Source organism: Pseudonocardia sp. GCM10023141 (assembly GCF_042653605.1).
The window spans coordinates 151,842-176,174 of record NZ_JBHSIR010000063.1 but is presented as its reverse complement, the minus strand read 5'-3'; the positions used below and the strand labels follow the sequence as shown (position 1 = coordinate 176,174).

The 24,333-nt window shown below is 72.1% G+C and carries 23 protein-coding genes; 21 read left to right on the top strand and 2 right to left on the bottom strand.

The annotated features are described in order from the left end of the window. Positions 1-240: 240 nt before the first annotated feature. The 13 genes from ACFPFQ_RS36090 (at position 241) to ACFPFQ_RS36030 (ending at position 15,098) form a co-directional block, all read left to right on the top strand. On the top strand, positions 241-1,104 hold the full coding sequence (locus ACFPFQ_RS36090; protein ID WP_379627088.1) for a branched-chain amino acid ABC transporter permease: 864 nt from the start codon (positions 241-243) through the stop codon (positions 1,102-1,104). Then, a complete protein-coding gene (locus tag ACFPFQ_RS36085; RefSeq protein ID WP_379627087.1) occupies positions 1,104-2,105 on the top strand; it encodes a branched-chain amino acid ABC transporter permease in 1,002 nt (333 codons plus the stop codon). The genes ACFPFQ_RS36090 and ACFPFQ_RS36085 overlap by 1 nt, the downstream gene beginning before the upstream one ends. After that, complete coding sequence (locus ACFPFQ_RS36080; protein WP_379627085.1) at positions 2,102-2,890, top strand: ABC transporter ATP-binding protein; 789 nt, start codon at positions 2,102-2,104, stop codon at positions 2,888-2,890. Before ACFPFQ_RS36085 ends, ACFPFQ_RS36080 begins: the two co-directional genes overlap by 4 nt. After that, positions 2,871-3,587: an ABC transporter ATP-binding protein gene (locus tag ACFPFQ_RS36075; RefSeq protein ID WP_379627083.1), complete on the top strand. Its 717-nt coding sequence runs from the start codon at positions 2,871-2,873 to the stop codon at positions 3,585-3,587. Before ACFPFQ_RS36080 ends, ACFPFQ_RS36075 begins: the two co-directional genes overlap by 20 nt. Before the next feature lie 51 nt (positions 3,588-3,638). After that, on the top strand, positions 3,639-4,868 hold the full coding sequence (locus ACFPFQ_RS36070) for an ABC transporter substrate-binding protein (protein WP_379627081.1): 1,230 nt from the start codon (positions 3,639-3,641) through the stop codon (positions 4,866-4,868). A 7-nt stretch (positions 4,869-4,875) separates the two neighbouring features. Next, positions 4,876-6,090 carry a cytochrome P450 gene (locus ACFPFQ_RS36065; RefSeq protein WP_379627079.1) on the top strand — a complete coding sequence of 405 codons (1,215 nt, stop codon included), beginning with the start codon at positions 4,876-4,878 and terminating at the stop codon, positions 6,088-6,090. Further along, positions 6,087-6,872 carry an SDR family NAD(P)-dependent oxidoreductase gene (locus tag ACFPFQ_RS36060; RefSeq protein WP_379627077.1) on the top strand — a complete coding sequence of 262 codons (786 nt, stop codon included), beginning with the start codon at positions 6,087-6,089 and terminating at the stop codon, positions 6,870-6,872. The genes ACFPFQ_RS36065 and ACFPFQ_RS36060 overlap by 4 nt, the downstream gene beginning before the upstream one ends. 219 nt (positions 6,873-7,091) lie before the next feature. Beyond that, positions 7,092-8,897: an ABC transporter permease gene (locus tag ACFPFQ_RS36055; protein WP_379627075.1), complete on the top strand. Its 1,806-nt coding sequence runs from the start codon at positions 7,092-7,094 to the stop codon at positions 8,895-8,897. Further along, positions 8,897-10,051 (top strand): ABC transporter ATP-binding protein, encoded by a 1,155-nt coding sequence (locus ACFPFQ_RS36050; protein WP_379627105.1) that lies wholly within the window; start codon positions 8,897-8,899, stop codon positions 10,049-10,051. Before ACFPFQ_RS36055 ends, ACFPFQ_RS36050 begins: the two co-directional genes overlap by 1 nt. 31 nt (positions 10,052-10,082) lie before the next feature. Further along, on the top strand, positions 10,083-11,225 hold the full coding sequence (locus tag ACFPFQ_RS36045; protein WP_379627073.1) for an ABC transporter substrate-binding protein: 1,143 nt from the start codon (positions 10,083-10,085) through the stop codon (positions 11,223-11,225). Next, the gene (locus tag ACFPFQ_RS36040) at positions 11,218-13,332 is read left to right on the top strand and encodes an acetate--CoA ligase family protein (protein WP_379627071.1); all 2,115 of its coding nucleotides are present in this window, start codon (positions 11,218-11,220) and stop codon (positions 13,330-13,332) included. Before ACFPFQ_RS36045 ends, ACFPFQ_RS36040 begins: the two co-directional genes overlap by 8 nt. Next, positions 13,329-14,285 (top strand): hypothetical protein, encoded by a 957-nt coding sequence (locus tag ACFPFQ_RS36035; protein WP_379627069.1) that lies wholly within the window; start codon positions 13,329-13,331, stop codon positions 14,283-14,285. Before ACFPFQ_RS36040 ends, ACFPFQ_RS36035 begins: the two co-directional genes overlap by 4 nt. A gap of 18 nt (positions 14,286-14,303) precedes the next feature. After that, complete coding sequence (locus ACFPFQ_RS36030; protein ID WP_379627067.1) at positions 14,304-15,098, top strand: enoyl-CoA hydratase/isomerase family protein; 795 nt, start codon at positions 14,304-14,306, stop codon at positions 15,096-15,098. Between the two features lie 134 nt (positions 15,099-15,232). Here ACFPFQ_RS36030 and ACFPFQ_RS36025 read toward each other — a convergent pair whose 3' ends face one another. Both ACFPFQ_RS36025 and ACFPFQ_RS36020 read right to left on the bottom strand, forming a co-directional pair. Further along, positions 15,233-15,655, bottom strand: a complete 423-nt coding sequence (locus ACFPFQ_RS36025) for a cobalamin B12-binding domain-containing protein (RefSeq protein WP_379627065.1) — start codon at positions 15,653-15,655, stop codon at positions 15,233-15,235. Beyond that, positions 15,655-17,256 (bottom strand): acyl-CoA mutase large subunit family protein, encoded by a 1,602-nt coding sequence (locus ACFPFQ_RS36020; protein WP_379627063.1) that lies wholly within the window; start codon positions 17,254-17,256, stop codon positions 15,655-15,657. Before ACFPFQ_RS36020 ends, ACFPFQ_RS36025 begins: the two co-directional genes overlap by 1 nt. Positions 17,257-17,423: 167 nt before the next feature. Between ACFPFQ_RS36020 and ACFPFQ_RS36015 the strand changes: the two genes are divergently transcribed. The 8 genes from ACFPFQ_RS36015 to ACFPFQ_RS35980 are packed head-to-tail and all read left to right on the top strand — an operon-like array spanning position 17,424 to position 24,316. Continuing rightward, a complete protein-coding gene (locus tag ACFPFQ_RS36015; RefSeq protein WP_379627061.1) occupies positions 17,424-18,599 on the top strand; it encodes a cytochrome P450 in 1,176 nt (391 codons plus the stop codon). Then, positions 18,596-18,844 (top strand): ferredoxin, encoded by a 249-nt coding sequence (locus tag ACFPFQ_RS36010; protein WP_379627059.1) that lies wholly within the window; start codon positions 18,596-18,598, stop codon positions 18,842-18,844. Before ACFPFQ_RS36015 ends, ACFPFQ_RS36010 begins: the two co-directional genes overlap by 4 nt. A 25-nt stretch (positions 18,845-18,869) precedes the next feature. After that, the gene (locus ACFPFQ_RS36005; protein WP_379627057.1) at positions 18,870-19,730 is read left to right on the top strand and encodes a branched-chain amino acid ABC transporter permease; all 861 of its coding nucleotides are present in this window, start codon (positions 18,870-18,872) and stop codon (positions 19,728-19,730) included. A gap of 34 nt (positions 19,731-19,764) precedes the next feature. Beyond that, positions 19,765-20,826: a branched-chain amino acid ABC transporter permease gene (locus ACFPFQ_RS36000; protein ID WP_379627055.1), complete on the top strand. Its 1,062-nt coding sequence runs from the start codon at positions 19,765-19,767 to the stop codon at positions 20,824-20,826. Next, positions 20,823-21,596 carry an ABC transporter ATP-binding protein gene (locus ACFPFQ_RS35995; RefSeq protein WP_379627053.1) on the top strand — a complete coding sequence of 258 codons (774 nt, stop codon included), beginning with the start codon at positions 20,823-20,825 and terminating at the stop codon, positions 21,594-21,596. Before ACFPFQ_RS36000 ends, ACFPFQ_RS35995 begins: the two co-directional genes overlap by 4 nt. Further along, positions 21,589-22,356, top strand: coding sequence for an ABC transporter ATP-binding protein (locus ACFPFQ_RS35990; protein WP_379627051.1), 768 nt, complete (start codon positions 21,589-21,591; stop codon positions 22,354-22,356). Before ACFPFQ_RS35995 ends, ACFPFQ_RS35990 begins: the two co-directional genes overlap by 8 nt. Next, on the top strand, positions 22,353-23,549 hold the full coding sequence (locus tag ACFPFQ_RS35985; RefSeq protein ID WP_379627049.1) for an ABC transporter substrate-binding protein: 1,197 nt from the start codon (positions 22,353-22,355) through the stop codon (positions 23,547-23,549). The genes ACFPFQ_RS35990 and ACFPFQ_RS35985 overlap by 4 nt, the downstream gene beginning before the upstream one ends. After that, the gene (locus ACFPFQ_RS35980) at positions 23,546-24,316 is read left to right on the top strand and encodes an SDR family NAD(P)-dependent oxidoreductase (protein WP_379627047.1); all 771 of its coding nucleotides are present in this window, start codon (positions 23,546-23,548) and stop codon (positions 24,314-24,316) included. The genes ACFPFQ_RS35985 and ACFPFQ_RS35980 overlap by 4 nt, the downstream gene beginning before the upstream one ends. Positions 24,317-24,333 lie beyond the last annotated feature (17 nt).

Here is a 24,333-nt window from a genome sequence, read left to right as displayed (position 1 = left end):
GTTCCTCTTCCCGGACGTTCGATGGCCACAGGTCGACTTCCCGGTGCCGGACTGCGAGATCCCCTGGATGTCGGGCCGGCAAACCCCGCCGCACGGGTACCTGCCCGGCGGGCAGCCGGATGGACTGCTCCCTGCGGGCGACGGGGCCTTGACACGGGTCGCGCCGCCTCCATACTAAGGACCGAATATCTGATATCCGATCGAACGCGCGGCGTTCGGCGAGGGGCGGGAAGGGTCCGGATGGGACAGCAGATCCTGAGCGGACTGCAGGCCGGCAGCTGGTACGGCGTGCTCGCGCTCGCCGTCGTGCTGGTGCTGAAGTCGACCGACGTGCCGAACTTCGCCATGGCGGCCACCGGGCTCGCGCCCGCCTACATCCTGTGGATGCTCCACGACTCCGGGCCGCACCTGCCCTACCCGGTGGCGCTGGTGATCGGGCTGGCCACGGGGGTGGTGCTCGCGCTGGTCATGGAGCGGGCGTTCATCCGGCCGCTGCTCGAGTACTCGCACTTCGCGACCGTGCTCATGACGATCGGCCTCATGGTTATGGTGCAGAGCGCCATCGACCTGATCTGGTCGCCGCAGCCGCGGTCGATCTCGACGCCGTACGACGCCACGTTCACGGTGCTCGGCCAGACCGTGACGAGCGCGGAGATCGTGTCGATCGTCGTCGGGCTGGCGCTGATGGTCGGCCTGCGGTCCTTCTTCCGGTCTGCGATCGGCATCCGGCTGGAGGCACTGGCCGAGGACAAGGTCACGCCCCGGCTGCTCGGGGTGCGGGTGTCGACGGTGCTCGTCGTGGCGTGGACGCTCGCGTCGCTCGTCGCGACGCTGGCGATGACCATGCAGGCGCAGGCGACGGTGCTGAGCTCCGACGCCGCCTCGACGATGATCGTCAACGGGTTCGTGGCGGCGACGCTCGGCGGCTTCTCCAGCATCACCGGGGCCTATGTCGGCGGCCTCGCGCTCGGCGTGCTGGAGAACCTCGCGGGCGCCTACATCGGCAGCGGGAGCAAGTCGGCGGTCGCGCTCGTCGTGGTCGTGGTGGTGCTGATGGTCCGGCCACAGGGCCTGTTCGGCGGCCTCCGCGTGCGGGAGGTCTGATGAGCGACCGCACCGGGGTCCACGCGCGCATCGGGACCGCTCCCGTGGTCGTCCCCGCGATCATCGCCGTGGTCGTGCTCGCCGCGCTGGTGCCGGCACTGGTGAACTCCTTCCACCTGTTCGTGCTGACCCTCATCGCGATCTTCGCGCTGGCCGGTGCGGGGCTGACGGTCATCATGGGCTGGACGGGTCAGGTCGCGCTGGCGCACGTCGGCTTCGTCGCCATCGGCGCGTACGGCGCCAGCTACCTCACGAACGCCGGGCTCGCCTGGCCGCTGGCCGCCCTGCTGGCGGCCGCGTTGTCGGCGGTCGTCGGCGCCGTGATCGGCTTCCCCGCCGCGCGGCTGCGCGGGTTCTACCTCGCGATCGCGACGCTGGCCTTCGGCGAGCTGGTGCAGCGCGTCGCGGTCACGGCCACGCCGATCACGGGCGGGGTCGCCGGGCAGTCCGTCATCCCCGTAGCCCTCGGTCCCTTCGACCCGGCCACCAGCCTCTGGTACCTCTCGTTCGTCCTGTTCGCGTTGGGACTGCTGCTGGTCCGGCGGATCTCCCGCAGCGGGCTGGGCCGGTGCCTGCTGTCGGTCAAGGAGATGGAGGTCGCGGTCGGCGCCAACGGCATCTCCGCCCTGCGGCTCAAGGTGCTCGCGTTCGCCGTCAGCGCCGTCTTCGGCTCCGTCGCGGGCTCGCTGTTCGGCCAGGCGCTGTCGTACCTGACACCGGACACGTTCTCCGCAACGCTGCTGATCCAGCTGCTCGTGATCGTCTTCATCGGCGGCACCACCTACCTGGCGGGCCCGGTCATCGGTGCCGCGCTCGTGGTGGTGCTGCAGCAGGTGCTGCAGGACCTCGGCTCGTGGCAGACGTTCGTCTACGGCGGTGCGCTCGTGCTGACCATGCGCTTCCTCCCGCTGGGCATCGCGAGCCTGCCCGCCCGGCTGCGTCGGGCACGGGCAGGCGGTCGAGGGCGGCGCTCCGCCGTCGTCGAGGGGCTCGCACCGTGACCGGGCCGTCGGCGGGTACCGACCCGGCGCTCACGATCGAGGACGTCTCGGTCACGTTCGGCGGCAACCACGCGCTGCGCGGGGTCGGGTTCGAGGTCCGCACCGGGTTCACCGGGCTGCTGGGGGCGAACGGCGCCGGCAAGACGACGCTGCTCAACGTGCTGTCCGGGATCGTGGCCCCGGTCTCGGGCCGCGTGCTCGTGCACGGCCGGTCGACGGCCGGGCTCTCGCAGGCCCGGATCGCGCGGCTCGGGGTGGGGCGCACGTTCCAGACCCCCAAGCTGATCAAGGTGGCGTCGGTGCTGGACAACGTCCTGCTCGGGCTCGACGGGCGACAGGGTCTCGCCGCGCAGTGGGCCGAGGTGTTCGGGCTGGCGCGCCGCCGCGGTGCGCGCCAGCAGGCCCGGGCCCAGCTCGACGAGCTGGGCCTGGCCGACCGCGCCGCGGAGCCGGTCGCCAACCTGCCGCTGCCGGCGCAGAAGCTCGTCGAGATCGCCAGGGCGCTGGTCTGCCGCCCGAGCGTGCTGCTGCTCGACGAGCCCGCGGCCGGGCTCGGGCGCTCCGACGCCGATGCGCTCGTCGAGCGGCTGCGTGCCGTCGTGGACCGCACCGAGCTCGCCGTGCTGATCATCGAGCACGACGTGGAGCTGATCAGCAGGCTGTGTCCCCACGCCGTCGTGCTCGACTTCGGTCGGGTCATCGCCGAGGGCGAGCCGCGGGAGCTGCTGCGGCGCCCCGAGGTCGTCGAGGCCTACCTGGGAGCCGATGTTGCTGCTGTCGACTGAGGGCATCACCGCGGGCTACGACGGGGCCGCCGCGATCCGGGACGTGTCGCTGTCGGTCGAGGAGGGTGAGATCGTCGCGATCCTCGGTCCCAACGGTGCGGGGAAGTCGACGTTGCTGCGCGCGATCTCCGGCGTCGTCCCGCTGCTCGCCGGGCGGCTCACCTTCGCCGACACGGTGCTGACCCGCCAGCTGCCCGAGGACCGGGCCGCGCTCGGCATCGCGCACGTTCCCGAGGGCCGGGGGATCATCGGCGGCCTGTCGGTGGCCGACAACCTGCGCCTCGGAGCGTCGACGCGCCGCGACTCCCGGGCCGCGGTCGAGGCGGACCGGGACCGGCTGCTGGACCTGTTCCCGCAGCTGCGCCCGAAGCTCGCCGACCGCGCCGCGAGCCTGTCGGGCGGGCAGCAGCAGATGCTGACGCTGGCCAGGGCCCTCATCGCCCGGCCCCGCCTGGTGATGATCGACGAGCTGTCCTTCGGGCTCGCCCCCCGGATCGTCGGTGAGCTGCTCGGCCAGGTGCGCGAGCTGCGCAAGGCCGGCACGGCCTTCCTGATCGTCGAGCAGCAGGCCGCGGTGATGGCGGTGGCCGACCGGGTCTACCTGCTCAGCGGCGGCGCGGTGCGACTGGTCCCCGAGACCGTCGGGCTGCGCGACCGGCGTGACTTCGTCGAACGGTACTTCGGCACCGCGAGCTGACCCCCCAGCTCGTCGAGCCCCCCGAGGAGTGACAGTGACTGAGGAGCGACAGTGACCCGATCGAGATCCCACATCGCCGTGGTGGCGTTGGCCGTCGTGGCACTCGCCATGACCAGTGCCTGCGCGCAACGCGGTGCCGCTCCTGCCGCTGCCGGCACGTCCGGCGCCTGCGCCGACGCGCAGGGCGTGACCGACACGACGATCAGGATCGGCTCGACCTGGCCACTGACCGGCGCTGCCGCCGTCGGCGCGGCCGGGTCCAAGGCCGGTGTCGTCGCCGCCATCGGGGAGATCAACGCTGCAGGCGGGATCAACGGGAGGAAGCTCGAGCTCGTCTCCTACGACGACGCGTTCGAGGCGGCGCGGTCGGTGGCCAACATCCGCAGGCTCGTCGACAACGACAAGGTGTTCGCAATACTCGGGCCCAGCGGCTCGGCCAACCTGCCCGGCAGCTACAGCTACCTGCAGAGCAAGAACATCCCATTGTTCGGCCCGGTACTGCCGCCGGACCCGAACCTGCCCAACGTCTACCTCCTCAGCACCAGCCACACCGACCAGATCCGGGTGCTCGTCGACCACCTCGCCGCGTCGGGCGTGAGGAAGGTCGCCCTGATCGGCCAGGACAACGACCTGGGCCACGCGGTGGAGAAGGGCATCACCGAGCAGGCCGCGCTCGACGGCGTCACGCTCGTGGCCAAGGAGACGCTCGACCCCAACAGCCCCGACGTCAGCAGCGCCGTCCTCAACGCCCGCGCCGCGGGCCCGGACGCGCTGATCTCCGGCGGTGACAACGCCCAGACCGCGCTCATCCTCAAGCAGGTGCACCAGCTCGGCTGGAACGTACCGGTCGGTGGCGACTCGACGAGCGGGGCGCCGGGCAGCACCAACACGGTGGCGCCGGCGGGTCCCGCCGCCGACGGGTTCACCGCGACCGGTGTCTCGGAGTTCCCGACCTCGACCGACCCCGCCGTCACGAAGTACCGGGCGGCGATGGCGACCTACGCCCCCGATCAGGCGACGAACTCCTACGCGCTCATCAACTACGCCACATCCCAGGTGTTCTTCCAGGTGCTGCGCCAGATGGGGCACGACGTCTGCCAGTCGGGCTTCCAGGCCGCGGCGGAGAAGATCTCCGATGTGGCGACGGGGCTCATCCCGCCGGTCACGTTCGGCCCGCTGCCCGGCGGCCACACCGGCACGAAGGGTGCCAAGGTCGCGCAGTTCCGCGGCGGGGCGTGGTCCTTCCTGGACAACGACTTCGTGCAGCCGAAGTCGGGGTGAGCGATCCGTGTCCGGAACTGTCGACGTCTCAGGCCCCGACCAGCTGCTGACCTCGTGGGCGGAGGTGCACGAGGCGCTGCAGCGCGACGACGTGCTCGTGCAGGCGAGCTACGACGAGGCGAAGCCCGACATCTTCGGCGGTGCACTGCTCACACTCGACGGCGCCGAGCACCGCGCGCGCCGCCGGATCGAGCAGCGGCTCTTCCGCCCCCCGGTCGTGCGGGCCTACGACCGCGACGTGCTGCCCGGCATCGTGGCCATGGAGCTGGCGGAGCTCGGTGACCGGGCCTTCGACCTGGTCACCGTGGGTCGCCGGATCACCACCCGGGTCGCGACGGCCGTCGTCGGCGTTGACGACTGCACCTCCCGCGAGCGGGTCGAGCGGCTCGCGGAGCTGATGACGGCGCTGCACGCCGGTGTCGTGGTTCGCTGGTCGGCCCGGCCGCACGCCGAGGTGCTGGCGGAGGCCCGGGCGGCGAAGGTCGCCTTCCGCGACGAGTTCCTCGCCGCCTCGCTCGAGCGCCGTCGCGCGGGCGGGCCGGGTGCCGGCCGGCCGCTGGACCTGCTGGAGCTGCTCGTCGCCCATGCCGACGAGCTCGGCTGGACCGACGAGCAGTACCTGACCGAGGCACTGCACTACCTGATCGCGGCGGCGCACACCGCGAGCAACGGCCTCACCCACGCCGTCGCCGACCTGGAGGGCTGGCTCGCCGCGCACCCCGAGGACCGGCAGCGGGTGGCCGACCCGGACTTCGTCGCGCGCTGCGCCGCCGAGACCCTGCGCCTGCACGCCCCGACCGCAACGGCGTTCCGTGGCGTCGTCGCGGACGTCACGCTGGAGTCGGGACGGGCGCTGCACCGTGGCGAGCTGGTGGGGCTGGACCTGTTGAGCGCCAGCCGCGATCCGGCCGTGTACGGGGAAGGCGCCGACCGGTTCGACCCGTGGCGCGCCACCGGCAACGCGTCGCAGGCGTTCGGGCTGAGCTTCTCCTCCGGCGCGCACAACTGCCCCGGCCGGCAGTTGGCCGCCGGTTCGGGACCCGTTCGGGACCGGGCGGGCGAGACGGTGCAGGGCATGCTCGCCCGCATCGTCACCGCGCTGTACGCGGCAGGCCTGCGGACGGCGGGCGCGCCGACGCTCAACCCGGACTCGCTGCGCGCCCAGTACGCGACCTATCCGGTGGTGCTGACCCGCCCCGTGGCCCCGGCGGCGCGGCCGTGACCGCAGGCGGGGCGCCGGGAGCCGCCCGGCCGCTCGCCGGCCAGGTCGCGCTCGTGACGGGGGCAGGCGGGGCGATCGGTCGCGCGGTCGCGCTCGACCTCGCCGAGCGGGGTGCGGTCGTCGGCGTGCTCGACGTGGTCGCGGCGGCGGCCGCCGCGACCGTTGACGCGGTCGAGGCCGCCGGGGGGAGCGCCGTCGCGCTGGTCGCCGACACCACCGACCCCGACCAGGTGGCGGCGGCGCACGACGCGCTGCGCGCTGCGGCGGGCGACCCGTCCGCGCTGGTCAACGTGGCGGGGTTGGCGCACGCCGCCCCCCTCGACGAGTTGGACCTCGCGACCTGGCGGCGCATCGTCGAGATCAACCTCACCGGGTCGTTCGTCGTCACGCAGCAGGTCGTGCCGGCGATGGTCGCCGCCGGTTACGGCCGCGTGGTCATGATGGCCTCGATGTCGGCCGAGCTGGTGAACGCCCGGCAGATCGCCTACGGCAGCGCCAAGGCCGGGGTCATCGGGCTGACCCGCTCGCTCGCGTTCGAGCTGGGGCCGCGTGGCATCACCGTCAACGCCGTGTGCCCCGGCGCCGTGGACACGCCCGCCGCCCGCCGGATCCTGACACCGGAAGCGCGCCACGAGCGGGAGCGGCGGATACCCGTCGGCAGGCTCGCGACACCTGAGGACGTGGCCAACGCGGTCGGGTTCCTCGTGGCACCGGCATCGTCCTACCTCACGGGGCTGACGCTGCGGGTTGACGGGGGTCTGCACATCGCCGGCATCAGCTGAGCTGTCTGCTGGGGCTCGTGGTTCCGTGAGGCGCTCTGTCGCGACGGGAGCAGCCACAAGGTTCCGTGAGGCGCTCAGCAGCGACCGCCTGACAGCCACAAGGTTCCATGAGGCGCTCGGCCCCGGACGAGCCGGCAGCCCTGAGATTCAGCCGTCCCAACATCTTGCGATATCCGATCAGGCATCGTAGATTTTCCCTACCTTTCCGGTCGGAGGACGATGAAGACCTACGGCTCGACGGCCGCCATCGGCGACCGGGCCACCGCAGCTCGTGTGCGGCGCGCACCGGAGCCCGGCCTGGTGGTGGTGCGGCTGCTCGGTGTGGTGTTGTTCCTGCTCACGATCGTGCCGATCGGGTTCCTGATCTTCCGGACGTTCGTGCCGTACGACCCGTCGGAGTCGGGGCTCGCCGCGCTGGCGAAGGTGTTCGGCACCACCGCGTACCTCACCGAGATCACCAACTCGGTCCTGTTCTCCGCCGTCGCCGGGGCGCTCGCCACGGTGCTCGCCGCGACCATGGCGTGGTTCGTGCACCGCGTGCGCGTCGGCGGTGCCCGGGTGTGGGAGGCCATCCTCATCTCCGGCTTCGCGCTGCCACCGGTGCTCGCCGCCACCGCGTGGACGGCGCTGCTCGCGCCGCGGGCCGGGTTCCTCAACCACTGGTGGGCCGCGACGGTCGGCGACGGCAACGACCTGCTCGCCATCCGCTCCCCGGTCGGCCTCGTGTTCGTGCTGACGATCGTGTTCGTGCCGTTCGCCTACCTGGTGCTGGCCGGCCCGTTCGCGTCGCTGCCGACCGACGACGAGGAGGCGGCGCTGATCCACGGCTGCGGGGTGTGGCGGCTGCTCGTCCACGTCACCATCCCGTCGATCCGGGTGCCGCTCGTGACGTCGTTCGTGCTGGTGTTCTCCTTCGCGCTGCAGACGTTCTCGGTGCCGCTGCTGCTCGGCGAGCCCGCCGGTATCCACACCATCCCGGTCGACATGTACCTCGGCGAGGTCACCGGCCAGATCCCGGTGGCGGAGAGCAACGCGCTCGGCCTGCTCCTGCTGGTCGTCGGCGCCGTCGCGTTCGTCCTGCTGTGGCGGGTGCAGACCCGCTCGGCCGCGGTCACCCGCGGTGCCGGGCGGGCATCGGGCCGGACCTCCACGGTGTCGCTCGGTCGGTGGCGCTGGCCCCTTCTCGTGCTGATGGGCCTGTACTTCCTGATCACGGTCGTGCTGCCGATCGGGGCGCTGGTGCTGGTGTCGTTCATGCACTTCATCACGCCGGAGCTGACGGCCTCGGTGTTCACCCTCGACAACTACAGCGGCCTGTTCGCGCGCGACACGACCCGGCTGGCGCTGCAGAACACCGTGGTCCTGTCCGTGGTGGTCGCCACCGTCGGCGCATTCCTCGCCCTGCTCCTCGGCTACGCCATCGTGCGCACCAAGGGCGTGCTGTCGCGGCTGCTCGACGCGTCGGCGTCGCTGCCGCTGGCCGTGCCACGCCTCGCACTCGCGTTCGGGTTCCTGTGGACGATCGCCGACGTCACGTTCCTGCACCGCATCGCCAACTTCTGGTTGCTGGTCTGCGTCGTGACGCTCACGTTCCTCGGGGTCGGGGTCCGCACCAGCGTGGCCGCCATGCAACGGATCGGCGTCGAGCTGGACGAGGCTGCCGCGGTCGGCGGCGCGCCGATGTGGCGGCGGTTGCTGCACGTCATCGGCCCGATGGCGCTGCCGAGCCTCGTGTCGATCTGGCGGACGCTGTTCGTCCTGTCCGTGCTCGAGGTCGACGTCCTGATCTTCCTGTACCAGGGCCCGTCCGTGACGGTGTCGGTGCTCAACTTCGTGCTGCTCGACCAGGGCTTCAGCCCTGCGGTTTTCCCGCTGGCGGTCGTCCAGGTCGGCCTCTGCGCCGCCGTCGTCGTCCTCACCAGCGGGTTGGAACGTCTCGCGCTGCGGCTGCTCGGTGGCGCCCCGCGGCGTCGCCGGGTCGCGGCCACCCGGGTCGACGTGGGCGTCAAGGAGGTACTGGTGTGATGGCGACGGACGCCGGATCGAGCGCGACGGCGGTGCTGTCGGTGCGGTCGCTGCGCAAGCGCTTCGGCTCGTTCACCGCGCTGGACGGGGTGTCGTTCTCGGTGGAGAAGGGCCAGACGATCGCCCTGCTCGGCCCGAGCGGATCGGGCAAGACGACGGCGCTGCGCTGCGTGGCCGGGCTGGAGGCCGCCGACGCCGGCACGATCGAGATCGCGGGCCACGTCGTCGACGACGGGCGCCGCCGCGTGGCGGCCAGCCGGCGGCGGGTCGGCATGGTGTTCCAGAACTACGCACTCTGGCCGCACATGACGGTCGCGCGGAACGTGGCGTTCGTGGCCCAGCGCCAGGGCGGGCTCGGCCGCGCCGAGGCCAGAGCGCGCGCGGTGGAGCTGCTCACCTCCTACCAGCTCGGTGCGCTGGTCGACCGCAGGCCCGGCGAGATGTCGGGCGGGCAGCAACAGCGCGTCGCTGTCGCACGGGCGCTCGCGGGCGACCCGTCGATCCTGCTCATGGACGAGCCGCTGTCGGCACTCGACGCCCAGCTGCGGCTCGACCTGCGCCACGAGGTGCGCCAGAGCATCACCCGCTCCGGCCTCGCGTGCGTGTACGTCACCCACGACCAGGACGAGGCGCTCGCCGTCGCCGACCACATCGGACTGATGTGGCAGGGGCGGCTCGTCGAGCTGGGCACCCCGGTCGATATCTACCGCACGCCCGCCACGCTGATCGGAGCGCGCTTCTTCGGCGCCCGCAACACGCTGGCGGGCGTCGTCGGCGAGATCGGGACCGCGGGCCGCGCACCCCGGATGGCGATCGGAACGGGCGCCGCCACCGTCGCGTTCGTCGCCGCGCCGGGGTGGACGCCGCGCGCCGGCGAGCCCGTCACCGTCGCGTTCCGGCCCGAGACCGCCCGGCTCAGCGCGAGCGGCCGCAACCGGCCCACCGCGCAGGGCCGGGTCACCGCACTCGCGTTCCTGGGCACCACGTGGGAGTACGTCGTGAGCATCGACGGTGCCGACGGGATCGAGTGCCGCGTGCAGGACCACGCCGGCGTCGCGGGCATCGGCGACATCGTGACGATCCACCTCGAACCGGACGAGGCGTTCGGCTACCTCGCCACGCCTGAGAGCACTGAGCGCCCCGAGAACCCCTGACCGCCGATCCATCGATGAGGATGGCCAGCCCATGCCGCACGATCTGCTCGTTCCCCGACTCCGTTCCCGGTTCCGGCGCCAGGTGCTCGCGGCCGCCGTCGCCGTGCTCGCCGCGGCGGGCGTCTCCGCCTGCGCCGACGACGGCGGCGGTGGCGGTGGGACGGCGTCGAGCGGCGACACCGAGTTCGCGAACCTCGGCAAGGTCATCCCCGGCCTGGACAAGGCGGTGGTCGCGGCCGCGTGCCAGGAGGGGCAGCTGCAGCTTTACCAGATCAACGTGACGCCGTCGGCCAACGACGTCGTCGACAGCTTCAAGCAGATGGTGCCGTGCGTGAAGCTCAACGTCGTGCAGGCCTCCGGTGCGGAGCTCGCGCAGCGGTTCACCACCGGCAGGCGCACCGGTGACGTGCCCGACTACTTCGAGAACAGCGACCCCGGGATCCTGTCGCAGCTCGCGGGTTCCGGCGCCTTCCAGCAGTACCAGCCCCCCGGTATCACCGACCTCGCCTCGCCGAACCCGGGCCTGTGGTTCCCCGAGTACAACATCGCGATGGGCTTCCTCTACCGGCCCGATCGACTCTCCGATGCCCAGGTCGCGAAGCTCGCCACCTGGAAGGGTGTGCTGGACCCGACGTTCGCGAACACGAAGATGGCCGTCATCTCACCCGCGGCCGGTGGTACCCCGCTCGTCTCGTTCTACGACATGGTCACGACGAACGGGAAGGCGTTCGTCTCGGACCTGAAGTCGGACAAGATCACGGTCTTCCCGGCGTCGCGGCCCGCGGGGGAGAGCATCGCATCGGGCGAGTCCGACATGGCGTGGCCGTTCGCGAGCACCACGGCGCTGGAGCTGCTCGGCCACAGCGCGCCGGTGCGGATCGTCTTCCCGACACCTGTTGACCTCATCCCCGTCGGATCCGGCATCCCGACCGGGGCGAAGCACCCGAACGCGGCGAAGCTGTTCATCAGCTACATGCTGTCGGACGCCGTGCAGAAGCAGTACAGCCAGAAGAACGGGGCCGTGCCCGCCCGGTCGTCGGTGCCGTTCACGAACGACGTGACCAACCAGCCGTGGTGGAAGCTGCCCACCGAGCCCTACGGCTACCAGCCCGCCGAGGTCTCCGCAGCCGCCCCCGACCTCATCGCGGGGTTCAAGAGTGCCTTCGGTGGCTGACGTTCCTTCGGTAATGGCGTCCCGGCCGTCGCTGCGGCGGCTGTTCACACCCCGCTCGGTCGCGGTGATCGGCGCGACCGACCGCGCCGACTCGCTCGGCGGCTATGCGCTGCACAACATCCTCGGCAGCGAGGGCATCGGCGAGGTGTACCCGGTCAACCCGGGCCGCGCCGAGATAGCCGGGCGGCGCTGTTACGCACGGCTGCGGGATGTCCCCGAGGTCGATCTCGCCTACGTGTTGCTGCCGGCAGCGGCGTGCGCGCAGGCGCTCGCCGACTGCGCCGAGCACGGGGTGCCGTTCGCGATCGTCGCGTCCAGCGGTTTCGGTGAGGGCGGTGCCGCCACCGCCACGGCCGACCTCGGGCTGTCCGCGCAGGTCCGGGCGGTGACCCGGGTCGTCGGCCCGAACACCAACGGGCTGTGGAACGCGCGCGCCGGGATCCGGATCGGGTTCAACACCTCGCACGGGATGGTCCTGCGACCGGGGCGGGTCGCGCTCGTGTCGCAGAGCGGCGCCGTGCTCGGCTCGGCCATCGCGGCGCTCGACGGGCTGGGCGTCGGGCTGGCCTACGCCGTCGCCACCGGCAACGAGGCCGACCTCGCCGTGCCCGACTACGTCGCGGAGTTCCTCGCCGACGACGACGTGGCCGTGGTCGGCCTGCTGCTCGACGGGTTGGAGGATCCGGCGCGGCTGCTGGAGGTGCTGGTAGCCGCGCAACGACCGGGCCGGCCCCGCACCCCCGTCGTCGCGTTGAAGATGGGGGCGAGCGCCGCCGGTCGGCACGCGACCGAGCTGCACGCGTCGCGGGTCGCCGACCCCGCGCAGGCGCTGCAGGCGTGGTGCGCGCGTGCCGGTGTCGCGGTGACCGCCGACCTGGAGGACTTCCTCGCCACCCTCGCCGTGCTCGGATCCGGCCGGACCCTGCCCGCGGACACCGGGGTGCTCGCCATGTCCACCTCGGGTGCGGGGGCGGCGCTGCTCGCCGACGGCGCCGACGCCGCGGGGCTGACGATGGCGCCGCTGCCGGCGGCGGCGCGGGAGCGGCTGGCCGGGCTGATGCGGATGACCGAGCCGCACAACCCCTTGGACATCACCGGGGAGTCGCGAGTCGACGGCTGGGTCCACGACGTCTTCACGGCGTTCGCCGATGCCGCCCCGGAGGCCCCGCTGACCTACCTCGTCACGCTGCTCAAGCACGCCACCGACGCGCGCAGCCACGAGTTCGCCGTGCTCGCCGGGCAGCAGCCGCACCGGCTCTTCCTGGCCTGCCCACCATCGCCGTTGCCCGCGGCGACCGAGGCGGAGCTGCGCGACGCGGGCGTGCTGGTGCTGCGGTCCACACGTGCGGTCTTCGGTGGGCTCGCCGGTGCCCACGCGGCCCGGGCGGCGGCTCGCGCCGGCGTCGACCCCGCGTGGGTGCGCGCCTACGTGGCCGGCGTCGCGCGGCCCGTCCCGGCAGGCTCGCGGGTGCTCCTGCACGACGACGCGCGGACCGCGCTCGCAGCCGTCGGTGTCCCGTTCCTCGACGAGGCGGTCGTCGCCGACGCCGCCGCCGCGCAGTCGGCAGCAGCGGTCGGTGGTGGCCCGGTGGCGCTGAAGCTGCTCGCCATGGGTCAGCTGCACAAGGCGGCGGCGGGTGGGGTCGTGCTCGGCGTCGCTGCGCCGGCCGTGCGTGAGCGGGCGGCCGCCCTGCTCGCCGACGCGCCACCCGACGCCCGGGTGCTGGTGCAGGCCATGGCCCCGGCGGGCCTCGACCTGTTCGTGGGCTTCGAGCGGCACGAGCGCTTCGGACCGATGCTCATGGTCGGGGCGGGCGGCAGTGACGTGGAGCGCGACCCGGACGTCGCGACGTTGCTGCTCCCGACGGATGCCGGTGCCGTCCGTGCGGCACTGGCCGGGCTGCGGATCGGCCGGGTGCTGGGCGCGTCCGGGCCCGCCGGCCCCGCATGGGCGGTCGATGCCGCGGTCGCCGCGGTGCTGGCGTTCGCCTCCCATGTGGACGACGGCGTGGTGCGGGCCGCGGAGATCAACCCGTTGCGGGTGCTGCCCGCCGGGGCCGGCGCGGTGGCGTTGGACGTCCGGATGGTGCTGGGGGAGGACGGATGAGCGGCGTGACCGGCGACCGGGTGGAGATCATGGAGGTGGGGCCCCGCGAGGGCTTCCAGTTCGAGAAGCGGCAGCTCCCGACGGACGGCAAGGCGGCAGTGATCGACGCGCTGGCGCGGACCGGCGTCACCGAGATCCAGGCCGTGTCGTTCGTCAGCCGCCGCACGATGCCGCACCTGGCCGACAGCGACCGCGTCATGGAGCTGATCGACCCCCGTCCCGGGGTGACCTACAGCGGGCTGTGGTTCAGCCCCGGCAGCTTCGCCCGCGCCGCGGGCTCGGCGAACCTCACCCTCACCGGCATCGTCACGCTGTCGGCCAGCCCGGAGTTCACCCGGGCCAACTGGGAGACCGACGACGAGGGTTTCCTGGACCTGAACCGGCGACTGCTCGCTGAGTACGCGCAGCGCGGGCTGCCGGTGAAGCTCAACATCGCGGCGGCGTTCGGCTGCAACTTCGGCGGCCCCGTCGCGCTCGACCACGTGCTGGAGCTGGTCGCGACCGCACACGCCGCAGCGGCCGACGCGGGCCTGCCCATCGCGGAGATCGCGCTCGCCGACACGATGGCGTGGGCCAACCCGCAGCAGATCCGGACGGTGTGCGCGGCGGTCGGTGCGGCCTATCCCGACACCCCGATCCGCCTGCACCTGCACGACACCCGCGGGGTCGGGATCGCCAATGCCCTCGCGGCGCTGGAGGCCGGCGTGCGCCGGTTCGACGCGGCGATCGCCGGGCTCGGTGGCTGCCCCTTCGCGGGGCACACGGGCGCCGCCGGCAACATCGCCACCGAGGACTTCTTCTACCTGTGCGAGTCGCTCGGCGTCGCCACCGGGCTCGACGCCGACGCGCTGCTGGCGGCCTCGGCGCTCGCCGAGTCCGTCGTCGGCCACGACGGTACGAGCCGCACCCTGCGCGGCGGATTCGCCCCGCTCCGAAACCGACACCAGCCCTGACCCGAAAGGTCGCATCACGTGGTTCTCTACGGTGACGATGTCCTGCTCTACGAGGTGGTCGACGAGGTCGCCATCCTGACGATGAACCGGCCGGAGCGCCGCAACGCGCTCAGCACCGAACTGCACGCGCGTCTCGCCGAGGGGCTGCGCCAGTTCGACGCCGACGACTCCGCGCGCGTCGCCATCGTGACCGGGGCGGGCGACAAGGCGTTCTCGGCGGGTGGCGACCTCAAGGAGTTCGCCGAGCGCGGCCTGAAGAACATCGCCGACGTCGCGCGCACCGGCCCGGCCCGCTACCCCAGCGCCACCTACGCCTGGGAGGTCGACAAGCCCGTCATCGCCGCGGTGAACGGGTACGCGCTGGCCGGCGGGTTCATGGTGGCGCTGCGCGCCGACCTGCGCGTCGCTGCCGACGACGCCACGTTCGGGATCACCGAGGCGCACGTGGGCCGCGCTGCCCCGTGGGCGGTGCCCCTGCTGTGGAGCATGCCGGCGGGCATCGGGCTGGAGATGCTGTTGACGGGTGACCGGATCACCGCGCAGCGCGCCTACGAGGTCGGCTTCGTCAACCGGGTCGTGCCGCGCGAGCAGCTCATGGACGCCGCGATGGAGCTGGCGCGGGCCATCGCCCGCAACGCGCCGCTCACCGTGCGGGCGCACAAGCGGTTCTTCTACCGCGCCATGGACGTGGGGCGCGCCACCGGTTTCCAGATCGCCGACGACCTGTGCCGCGAGGTCTACGACAGCGAGGACTGCCAGGAGGGCCAGCGCGCCTTCAAGGAGGGCCGGGCCCCCGACTGGGTCGGCCGCTGACCCCTCCTCGCCGGCTGATGTCCGCGGCTGGTGCGGCTCTGCCGACCTCGCACACCGTTTCCCGTGTTCGCAGGGGTTGGAACGTGTGCGAGGACTGGTGACGGTATGCGATGTCGGCCGACAGGTCCCGGCACCTACAGGCCGACGCGCTTGCTCATCCGCGACACGACGTCCTCCAGCGGGGTGCCCGTCGGGAAGACGTCGGCGATCCCGAGCTCGTGCAGCTTGGGCACGTCGCTCGCCGGGATGGTGCCGCCGATGACGACGTCGATGTCCTCGGCGCCGCGCGCGGCGAGCGCGGCGATGGTCTTCGCGGCAAGGCCGAGGTGGGCGCCGGAGAGCACGGAGAGGCCGACGAGGTCGACGTCCTCCGCGATCGCGGTGGCGGCGATGACGTCGGGCCGCTGCCGCAGCCCCGTGTAGATGATCTCGAAGCCGGCGTCGCGCAGCGCCCTGGCGATGAGCTTGATGCCGCGGTCGTGGCCGTCGAGGCCGGGCTTGGCCAGCAGGATGCGTGGGGGAGTCGCCGGTGCGGAACCGGCTGCGTCTGCGCTCATCAGATGACCTTCGGCTCCTGGAACTCGCCCCACACGTCCTTCAAGGTGTTCACGATCTCCCCCACGGTGCAGTAGATCGACACCGCCCGTACGAGCAGCGGCATCAGGTTGACGTCGTCGGTGGCGGCGGCCCGCGACAGATCGGCGAGCGCCTTCTCGACCTCGGCGCCGTCACGGTCGCGCTTGATCTGTGCCAGGCGCTGCAGCTGCCGTTCCCGGCCCGCCTCGTCGAGCTCGTAGCCCGCGACGTCGGCGGCCGGCTCCTCGGTCTGGAACCGGTTGACGCCCACCGCGATGCGCCGCCCGTCGGCCATCTCCAGGTACTGGTGGTGCGACTCCTCGGCGATGAGCGACTGCACGTAGCCGGCCTCGATGGCTGCGACCATGCCGCCGCGGCCCTCGATATCGGCCATGATCGTCTGGATCTTCTCGTCCATCGCGTCGGTGAGCGACTCGACGAACCACGAGCCGCCCAGCGGATCGACGGTGCGGGTCACGCCCGTCTCGTAGGCGAGTATCTGCTGGGTCCGCAGCGCGAAGGTGGTGGTCTCCTCGGTCGGGAGGGCGAACGGCTCGTCCCAGGCTGCGGTGAACATCGACTGCACACCGCCGAGGACCGACGCGAGCGCCTGGTAGGCCACGCGGACGGCGTTGTTGAGCGGCTGCTGGGCGTGCAGGGTCGAGCCCCCGCAGACGACGCCGAAGCGGAACATGGCCGACCGGTCGTCCTCGGCGCCGAACCGGTCCCGGACGATGTGCGCCCAGCGGCGTCGCCCGGCCCGGTACTTGGCGACCTCCTCGAAGAAGTCGTTGTGCGTGTAGAAGAAGAACGAGATGACGCGGGCGAACTGGTCGATCGGGATCCGGCCGCGCCGCACGACCTCCTCGACGTAGGCGATGCCGTCGGCGAGCGTGAACGCCATCTCCTGCGCGGCGTTGGCGCCGGCGTCGCGGAAGTGCGCGCCGGCGACGCTGAGCGCGTTGAACTTGGGGCAGTCCGAGGCGCAGAACTCGACCGTGTCGGCGATGAGCCGGACCGACGGGCGCGGCGGCCAGATCCACGTGCCGCGGGCCACGTACTCCTTGAGGATGTCGTTCTGGATGGTGCCGCGCAGTTTCTCGCGCGGGATCCCGCGGCGGTCGGCGAGCGCGGCGTACATGGCGAGCAGGATCGCGGCCGTGCCGTTGATGGTGAACGACGTGCTGATCGAGTCGAGCGGGATCGAGTCGAAGAGGATCTCGAAGTCCGCCAGCGTGTCGATGGCCACGCCGACCCGGCCGACCTCCTCGGCCACCTCCTCGTCGTCGGAGTCGTAGCCGATCTGGGTGGGGAGATCGAGCGCGACCGAGAGCCCGGTACCGCCCTGCGCCAGCAGGGTGCGGTAGCGCTGGTTGGACTCCTCCGGCGTGCCGAAGCCCGAGTACTGCCGAAACGTCCACACCCGGTCCCGGTAGCCGCCGGCGAAGTTGCCTCGGGTGAACGGGAAGGCACCGGGATCGGGCAGTTCGTCGGCCCGGGCGGCATCGGCGGCCGAGGCGCGGTAGACGGCCTCGACCGGGATTCCGGACTCGGTGGTCACGGCACTCGCTGGGTCCGTCACGGGCGGCTCCTTGCAGACAGATCCGATCGATCGACCATATCCGATCGAATGACAGGATATATCCGATCGAGGCGACCGCCAACAGGGCCATTCGAGGTCTTGACAGATATCTGATCGGATGTCCAGACTCCGTCACCCCGTGTGACATGCGGCCGAGGAGCCACCCGATGCGAACAAGCGATCCCCTGCCTCCGGCCTCCGTGCCCGAGCGGGCGCGCGACCCACACCGCTGGTTCGCGCAACGGCGCGCCGCCGGTCCGGTCTTCCTCCTCGACGAGCCCGGCTGTGCCGAGCCCACCGCGGTCATCGTGGACGGGAACGAGGTCGTCCGGGCACTGTCCGACGACGCCTACTCCGTGGCGGGCAACGTCTCGTGGGGCCGGACGCGACCGACGATCCCCCTGCAGATCGATCCCCCCGAGCACGAGCGGTACCGCCGCTACCTCGACCCGCTCCTGCGCCGCGCGGAGATGTCGCTGCTCATGCCGCGCATCGAGCAGCACGCGCGGGAGCTGCTCGACCGGATCGAGGCGCGCGGGCGCTGCGAGTTCGTCACCGACTTCGCCCGGCCACTCCCGGTCACGATCTTCCTGACGTTGCTGGGCGTCCCGACCGACGACGTCGCCTTCCTACTGGAGTTCAAGGACAGCGTGACGCGTCCCCACGGCGACACGGTCGAGGCCCGGCGGGCGCTGCAGGAGCACTGGGCGCAGCGTGCGGAGACGTACTTCGCCGAGCGGCTGGACGCGGCCCGCCGCCACGGCAACGACGGCCTGATCGGGCGGCTGCTGGTGGCGGAGGTCGACGGCGTCCGGCTCACCGACGACGAGCTGCTCGACGTCTGCTACCAGCTGGCGCTGGGCGGGCTCGACACCGTGACGGCCACGATGGGACTGATCTGGGCCTACCTCGCCACCCACGACGAGCACCGCAGGCAGCTGGCGACGGACCCGGGCACCGCGCGGCTCGCGGTCGAGGAGCTGCTGCGCTGGGCAACCCCCGTCACCGGCTGCAAGCGGCGCGCCGTGCGCGACGTCGACGTGGCGGGCTGCCCGATCAGCGGTGGCCAGGTGGTGATGTTCGGGATCGCCTCGGCGAACTCCGACCCGGCGCTGTTCGACGACCCCGACACCGTCGACTTCACCCGGCGCGGTAACCGGCACTGGGCGTTCGGTGGCGGCATCCACCGCTGCCTCGGCTCGCACCTGGCCCGGCTGGAGCTCGTCGCCGCCGTGCAGGCCTGGCACGCGCGAATCCCGGAGTACCGCCTGGCCGAGCCCGATCTCGACTACACCGACGGCAACGTCATCCGCGCCGTCACGCGGCTGGAGCTGGTCTGGTGAGCGCCGACGCGTTGCCGGTCGAGCCGGTGCTGCGGGTCGACGCGGACCGGTGCCGCGGGCACGGGCTGTGCTACTCGGCCTACCCCGACCTCGTCGACGAGGACGGGCGCGGCCACGCGACCCCACGTCCACTCGCACCGGCCGCCCGGACCGCAGGCGCGCTGCAGGACGCAGGCGACGCCGTGGAGAACTGCCCGGAGCGGGCCCTGTCGATCAACGGGTTCGCGCACCGGCCACAGATCTGATCATCGAGATGAGAGGAGTGTCCCCGTGGGCCAGGTGATCGTCAGCGGCCTCCAGCTGGGCAGCTCGTACGCCCTGATGGCGCTGGCACTCGTGCTCGTGCTGAAGGCGACCGCCGTCCCGAACTTCGCCATGGCGGAGATGGGCCTGTTGCCCGCGTTCCTCGTCTGGGTCGCCGTCGGTCCGCTGCACTGGAACCTCTACGTCGCGGTCGGCTGCGGGCTCGCCGTCGCGTTCGTGCTCGGCATCGTGGTCGAGCGCGGGTTCATCCGGCCGATCGTGCGCCACTCCCACCTCTCGGCGACGTTCATGACGATCGGGTTGTTCTTCCTCGTCAACAGCATCGTGGCGCTGGTGTGGGGATCGGACCCGCGGCCGCTGGAAGCCCCGGTGACCGGGTCCTTCGCGCTCGGCGGCACCGTCGTGCCCTACGAGGCGATCGTGACGATCGTGGTCGCGGCGGCGATCATGATCGGGCTCGAGATCTTCTTCCGCAGCCCGGCCGGGGTGCAGATGCGGGCGATCGCCGAGGATCGCGTCACGCCGCGGCTGCTCGGGGTGAAGCTGCCGCGCATGTTCCGGATCGCCTGGGGCATGGCGACGGTCGTCTCGACGATCGCCGTGGTGCTCACCGCGCAGAGCACCGTCCTCAACGACCAGACCAGCCAGACGCTGATCCTCACCGGATTCGTCGCGGCCACCCTCGGTGGCTTCTCCTCCGTCGGCGGCGCGTTCGTCGGCGGGCTGGCGCTCGGCGTGGTGGAGAACCTCGTCGGCAACTACGTCTCGACCGCGAGCGCGTCAGCGGTCTCCCTGCTCGTGGTGGTGGCGGTGCTGATGATCAAACCTGAGGGCCTGTTCGGACGGGGTGGGGTGCGAGAGATATGAGCGCTCGGATGCGTGTTCCCGCGGAGGTGCCGTCATGACGAGCACGACCGGTGCCGCCGTCGCACCGGACACCGGTTCGCCCGGGGTCCGGGAGCGGCTCCGCCCGCTCGGCGTCGGCCCGGCCGGGTGGGGCGTCGGCGCCGTCGTGGTCACGCTCGTACTCGTCGGCGGGCTGCCCTACGTCCTCAACGCGTACGCGATCTTCGTGCTCACCCAGGTGGCGATCTACAGCATCGCCTGCCTCGGGCTGACGGTCGTGATCGGCTGGTCGGGCCAGGTCGCGCTCGCCCAGGCCGGCTTCTTCGGGGTCGGGGCCTACGGCGCGTCCTACCTGTTCAACCACGGCGTGCCATGGGTGCTGGCCACGCTGACCGCTGCGCTGTTCGCCGCGGCCGTCGGCGTGGCCATCGGCCTGCCCGCCGCCCGGCTCAAGGGCTTCTACCTGGCGATCGCGACGCTCGCGTTCGGCGATCTCATGGGGCAGGTCTTCAACGAGGCCACGGCGGTCACCGGCGGACCCAACGGGATGGCCGTCGAGCCGCTGCGCCTGGGCTCCCTCCCGGCGAACGTCGGGCTCTGGTACCTCTGCGCGGTCCTGCTCGGGGCGTGCCTGCTCGTGCTCGGCCACATCGGTCGCACGCGCTGGGGACGCTGCGTGCGTGCCGTGCGCGACATCGAGATCGCCACCGGGGCGCTGGGCCTGTCCGCGGTGAAGTACAAGGTGCAGGCCTTCGCGGTGAGCGGGTTCCTCGGTGCGCTCGCGGGATCGCTGTTCGGCCAGTCGCTCACCTACGTCTCGCCGGAGGCCTTCAACTCCACCCTCGTCATCTCCTTCCTCATCGTCGTGCTCGTCGGCGGCGCGGACCGCATCGTCGGTGCCGTCGCCGGTGCCGCGTTCCTCGTCGTGACGCAGGAACTGCTGCAGAGCGTCGGGGCCTTCCAACGGCTCGTGTTCGGGCTCGCACTCGTCGCCGTGGTGCGGTTCGTGCCCAACGGGGTGGTGCCGTGGATCGCCGAGTGGCTGCGCGGTAGATCGCGGCACCGGCGAGGCAGTGCTGCGAGACCGGGCGCCTCGACGTCAGGGAGCGCGACGTGACCGATCCCGTGCTCGACTGCCGCGGCCTCGCGGTGGCGTTCGGGGGCAACCAGGTCCTCGACGGCATCGACCTCACCGCCGGTCCCGGTTTCAACGGCCTCATCGGCCCCAACGGTGCCGGCAAGACCACGCTGTTCAACGTCATCACCGGGTACGTCCGGCCGCAGGCGGGGGAGGTGCTGCTGGAGGGCACGGCGCTGCTCGGGCGGGGCCCGGCCGCGGTCAGCCGCGCCGGGGTCGCCCGGACGTTCCAGACGCCCAAGCTCATCCAGGACATGTCCGCGGTCGAGAACGCCATGCTCGGCGTCGACGGGGCCCGCCGGCTCGCCGACTGGCGCGCGCTGCTCGGGCTGCCGGCCAGCGAACGGCGCTCCCGCGCGGAGGCGCGTGCACTGCTCGGCGAGTTCGGGCTCGCCCGGTTCGCCGACGAGCCCGTCGCGAACATGCCGCTGGGCAGCCAGAAGCTCGTCGAGGTCGTCCGCGCGCTGCTGACGCGGCCGCGGGTACTGCTCCTCGACGAGCCGGCCGCCGGGGTCAGCTCGGTCGACGTCGCGCGCATGACCGAGCCACTCGTGCGGGTCGCCGAGCGCGACGGCCTGTGCATCGTGATCATCGAGCACGACCTGGAGCTGGTCGCGCAGCTGTGCCCGACCGTGACGGTGCTGGACTTCGGTCGCGTGCTGGCCGTCGGCCCGCCTGCCGAGGTGACCCGGCAGCCCGAGGTCGTCCGGGCGTACCTGGGGGTGGGCTTTGTTGCTGCGGATGAGTGACGTCGAGGCGGGCTACGGGCGTGCCTCGGTGCTGCGCGGGGTGTCGCTGATGGTCGACGAGTGCGAGATCGTCTCGGTGCTGGGTGCCAACGGGGCCGGCAAGACCACGACGATGCGGGTGCTCTCCGGTGTCGTGGCGGCCACCGCGGGCACCGTCGAGTTCGCCGGCCGGACCTGGCGCGGTGAGCCACCGGAGGCCAGGGCCGCTGCCGGCCTCGGGCACGTGCCGGAGGGCCGCGGCATCCTCGGCACCCTCACCGTCGGCGAGAACCTGTCACTCGCCCGCGCGGCGCGCCGCGGCGACGCCGCCCGCTGGTCCGCCCATCTCGCCGAGGTCCTCGACGTCTTCCCGGCGCTGGGCCCGCGGCTCAAGCAGCGGGCCTCGGCGCTCTCTGGCGGGCAGCAGCAGATGCTCGCGGTCGCGCGGGCGCTGCTCGGCAGGCCCCGGCTGCTCGTGCTGGACGAGCTGTCCTTCGGGCTCGCCCCGATCGTCGTCAACGACCTGTTCGGCGTCATCGCCGGGCTGCGCACCGACGGCATGACGTTCCTGCTCGTCGAGCAGCAGGCCAGCGTGCTGCAGCTGTCCGACCGCACCTACGTGCTCGCCGGTGGCCGGGTGAGCCTGGAGGCCCCCAGCCGCGAGCTGGCCGTCGGCGACCGGCTGCTGCACAGCTACTTCGGGGGCGACCACGCAGGCGAGCACTCGCCTGCGCTCTCCCCGCCGCACACCGTCCTGGACCAAGGGAGTTCCTCGTCATGAAGCGATCGATCAGGTGGGGTGGAGCGGCCGTCGCGGCCGCCGTCTGCCTCGTGCTCGCCGCCTGCGGCAACGCTGCCGCCGGCGGGGGAGACAACGACCAGGGCGTCACCGACTCCGAGATACTGGTGGGCACGACGCTGCCGCTCACCGGCGCCGCGGCCGTCGCGGGCAACGACTTCAAGGCGGGCCTGCAGGCCTCCATCGACGAGGTCAACAACAAGGGCGGCATCCACGGCCGCAAGCTCCGGCTGGTCATCTACGATGACGGGTTCGTCACCTCGCGCTCGGTGGCCAACGTGCTGCGCCTCGTGCAGCAGGACAAGGTGTTCGCGCTCGACATGCCCGTCGGTTCCGCGGGCCTGCCCGGCACGTTCCCGACGGTGAAGTCCAGCGGCATCCCGATGTTCGGGCCGTACCTGCCGCCCGACCCGAACCTGCCGACGGTGTTCGAGCTGGCCACCCCGCACTCGGAGCAGGGCGCGATCCTCGCCGACTGGGTGAAGAAGAAGGGCTTCACGACCGTCGCCTACATCGGTCAGGACAACGACTACGGCAGCGCGGTGCTCGACGGCCTCACCAAGGAGGCCCAGAAGATCGGCCTCAAGCTGGTCGCCACGGCCAAGACGGAGGCCAACAGCACCAACGTCGGTCCGGCCGTGCTCACCGCGAAGCAGGCCGATCCCCAGGCGCTGGTGCTCGGCACCGACGGGGTGCAGGCCTCGCTCGTGCTCAAGCAGGCCCAGCAGCTCGGCTGGAAGCCGACGATCATCGGCGAGTCGTCGGCGGCCAACACCGGCACGACGTCGGCGGTCGGCCCGGCAGGCGCCGCCGCCAACGGGTTCTACGGCGCCGCGACGGCCGCGCTGCCGACGGGTGACACCCCGCAGGTCAAGGCCTACCGCGCGGCCATGCAGGCCACGGCGCCCGACCACGTCGACGCGCTCAACGCGTTGATCGCCTACGGCACCAACCAGGTGTTCTTCCACATCCTCGACCAGATGGGCGACGACCTGAGCTGGAAGAACTTCGTCGCGAAGACCGAGGCGCTCAAGGACTTCGACACCGGGCTGCTGCCGCCGATCACGTTCGGCCCGCTGCCGGGTGGGCACACGGGTGCGCACTCCGTGCTCGTCGCGCAGTACGAGAACGGGAAGTGGACGGTGACCGACCCGTACACGAGCACCCAGCAGTGAGCCCCGCTGCAGTTCTCGTCACCGGCGCCGGCTCGGGCATCGGCGAGGGCATCGCCGAGGTGCTGGCGCGGCGCGGCGCCGCCGTGCTGGTCAACGACGTCGACGCGGCGCTCGCCGAGTCCGTCGCGAAGCGGGTCGGTGGCACGGCGGTGCCGGGCGACGTCACCGGCGACGCCGCGGAGCTGGTGGGCCGGGCGGTCGCCGTGCACGGGCGCCTCGACGGGCTGGTGAACAACGCCGGGGTGCTGCGGCGCTCCACGCTGCTCGACGTGCCCGTCGAGGAGCTCGATCTGGTCTACCGCGTGAACCTGCGCGCGGTGGTGCTGCTCTCGCGGGCGGCGCTGCCGCACCTGGCGGCGGGCGGGGGAGCGATCGTCAACGTCTCGTCGATGACGGCGTTCACCCCGCAGGTCGTCGGTGGTCTCTACAGCGCATCGAAGGCCGGGATCGTCGCCTTGACGCGGCAGGCGGCCGTGGAGTGGGGCCCGGCGGGCGTGCGCGTCAACGCCGTGGCGCCCGGCATGATCCGCAGCGCCATGTCGGCGGCGGTGTACGCCGACCCCGTCTTCGCGGAGAAGCGCCGCGTCCTCGCCCCGCTGCGGCGGATCGGCGAGCCGTCCGACGTCGGGAGCGTCGTGGCGTTCCTGCTCTCGAGCGACGCCGGGTACGTCACGGGGCAGACCATCACGGTGGACGGCGGGCTGCTGCAGACGCTCATCGAGCACGTCCCGCAGCCGTTCGATGTGACGGCGGACGACGATGCTTGAGATATTCGATATCAGAT

Bases quoted from the DNA above. Each gene is read 5' to 3' on its own strand.
- ACFPFQ_RS36025 (WP_379627065.1), bottom strand. From the start codon at position 15,655: ATGAGCGCAGACGCAGCCGGTTCCGCACCGGCGACTCCCCCACGCATC.
- ACFPFQ_RS36085 (WP_379627087.1), top strand. From the start codon at position 1,104: ATGAGCGACCGCACCGGGGTCCACGCGCGCATCGGGACCGCTCCCGTG.
- ACFPFQ_RS36090 (WP_379627088.1), top strand. From the start codon at position 241: ATGGGACAGCAGATCCTGAGCGGACTGCAGGCCGGCAGCTGGTACGGC.
- ACFPFQ_RS36050 (WP_379627105.1), top strand. From the start codon at position 8,897: ATGGCGACGGACGCCGGATCGAGCGCGACGGCGGTGCTGTCGGTGCGG.
- ACFPFQ_RS36045 (WP_379627073.1), top strand. From the start codon at position 10,083: ATGCCGCACGATCTGCTCGTTCCCCGACTCCGTTCCCGGTTCCGGCGC.
- ACFPFQ_RS36035 (WP_379627069.1), top strand. From the start codon at position 13,329: ATGAGCGGCGTGACCGGCGACCGGGTGGAGATCATGGAGGTGGGGCCC.
- ACFPFQ_RS36075 (WP_379627083.1), top strand. From the start codon at position 2,871: ATGTTGCTGCTGTCGACTGAGGGCATCACCGCGGGCTACGACGGGGCC.
- ACFPFQ_RS36015 (WP_379627061.1), top strand. From the start codon at position 17,424: ATGCGAACAAGCGATCCCCTGCCTCCGGCCTCCGTGCCCGAGCGGGCG.
- ACFPFQ_RS36000 (WP_379627055.1), top strand. From the start codon at position 19,765: ATGACGAGCACGACCGGTGCCGCCGTCGCACCGGACACCGGTTCGCCC.
- ACFPFQ_RS36055 (WP_379627075.1), top strand. From the start codon at position 7,092: ATGAAGACCTACGGCTCGACGGCCGCCATCGGCGACCGGGCCACCGCA.
- ACFPFQ_RS35990 (WP_379627051.1), top strand. From the start codon at position 21,589: ATGAGTGACGTCGAGGCGGGCTACGGGCGTGCCTCGGTGCTGCGCGGG.
- ACFPFQ_RS35985 (WP_379627049.1), top strand. From the start codon at position 22,353: ATGAAGCGATCGATCAGGTGGGGTGGAGCGGCCGTCGCGGCCGCCGTC.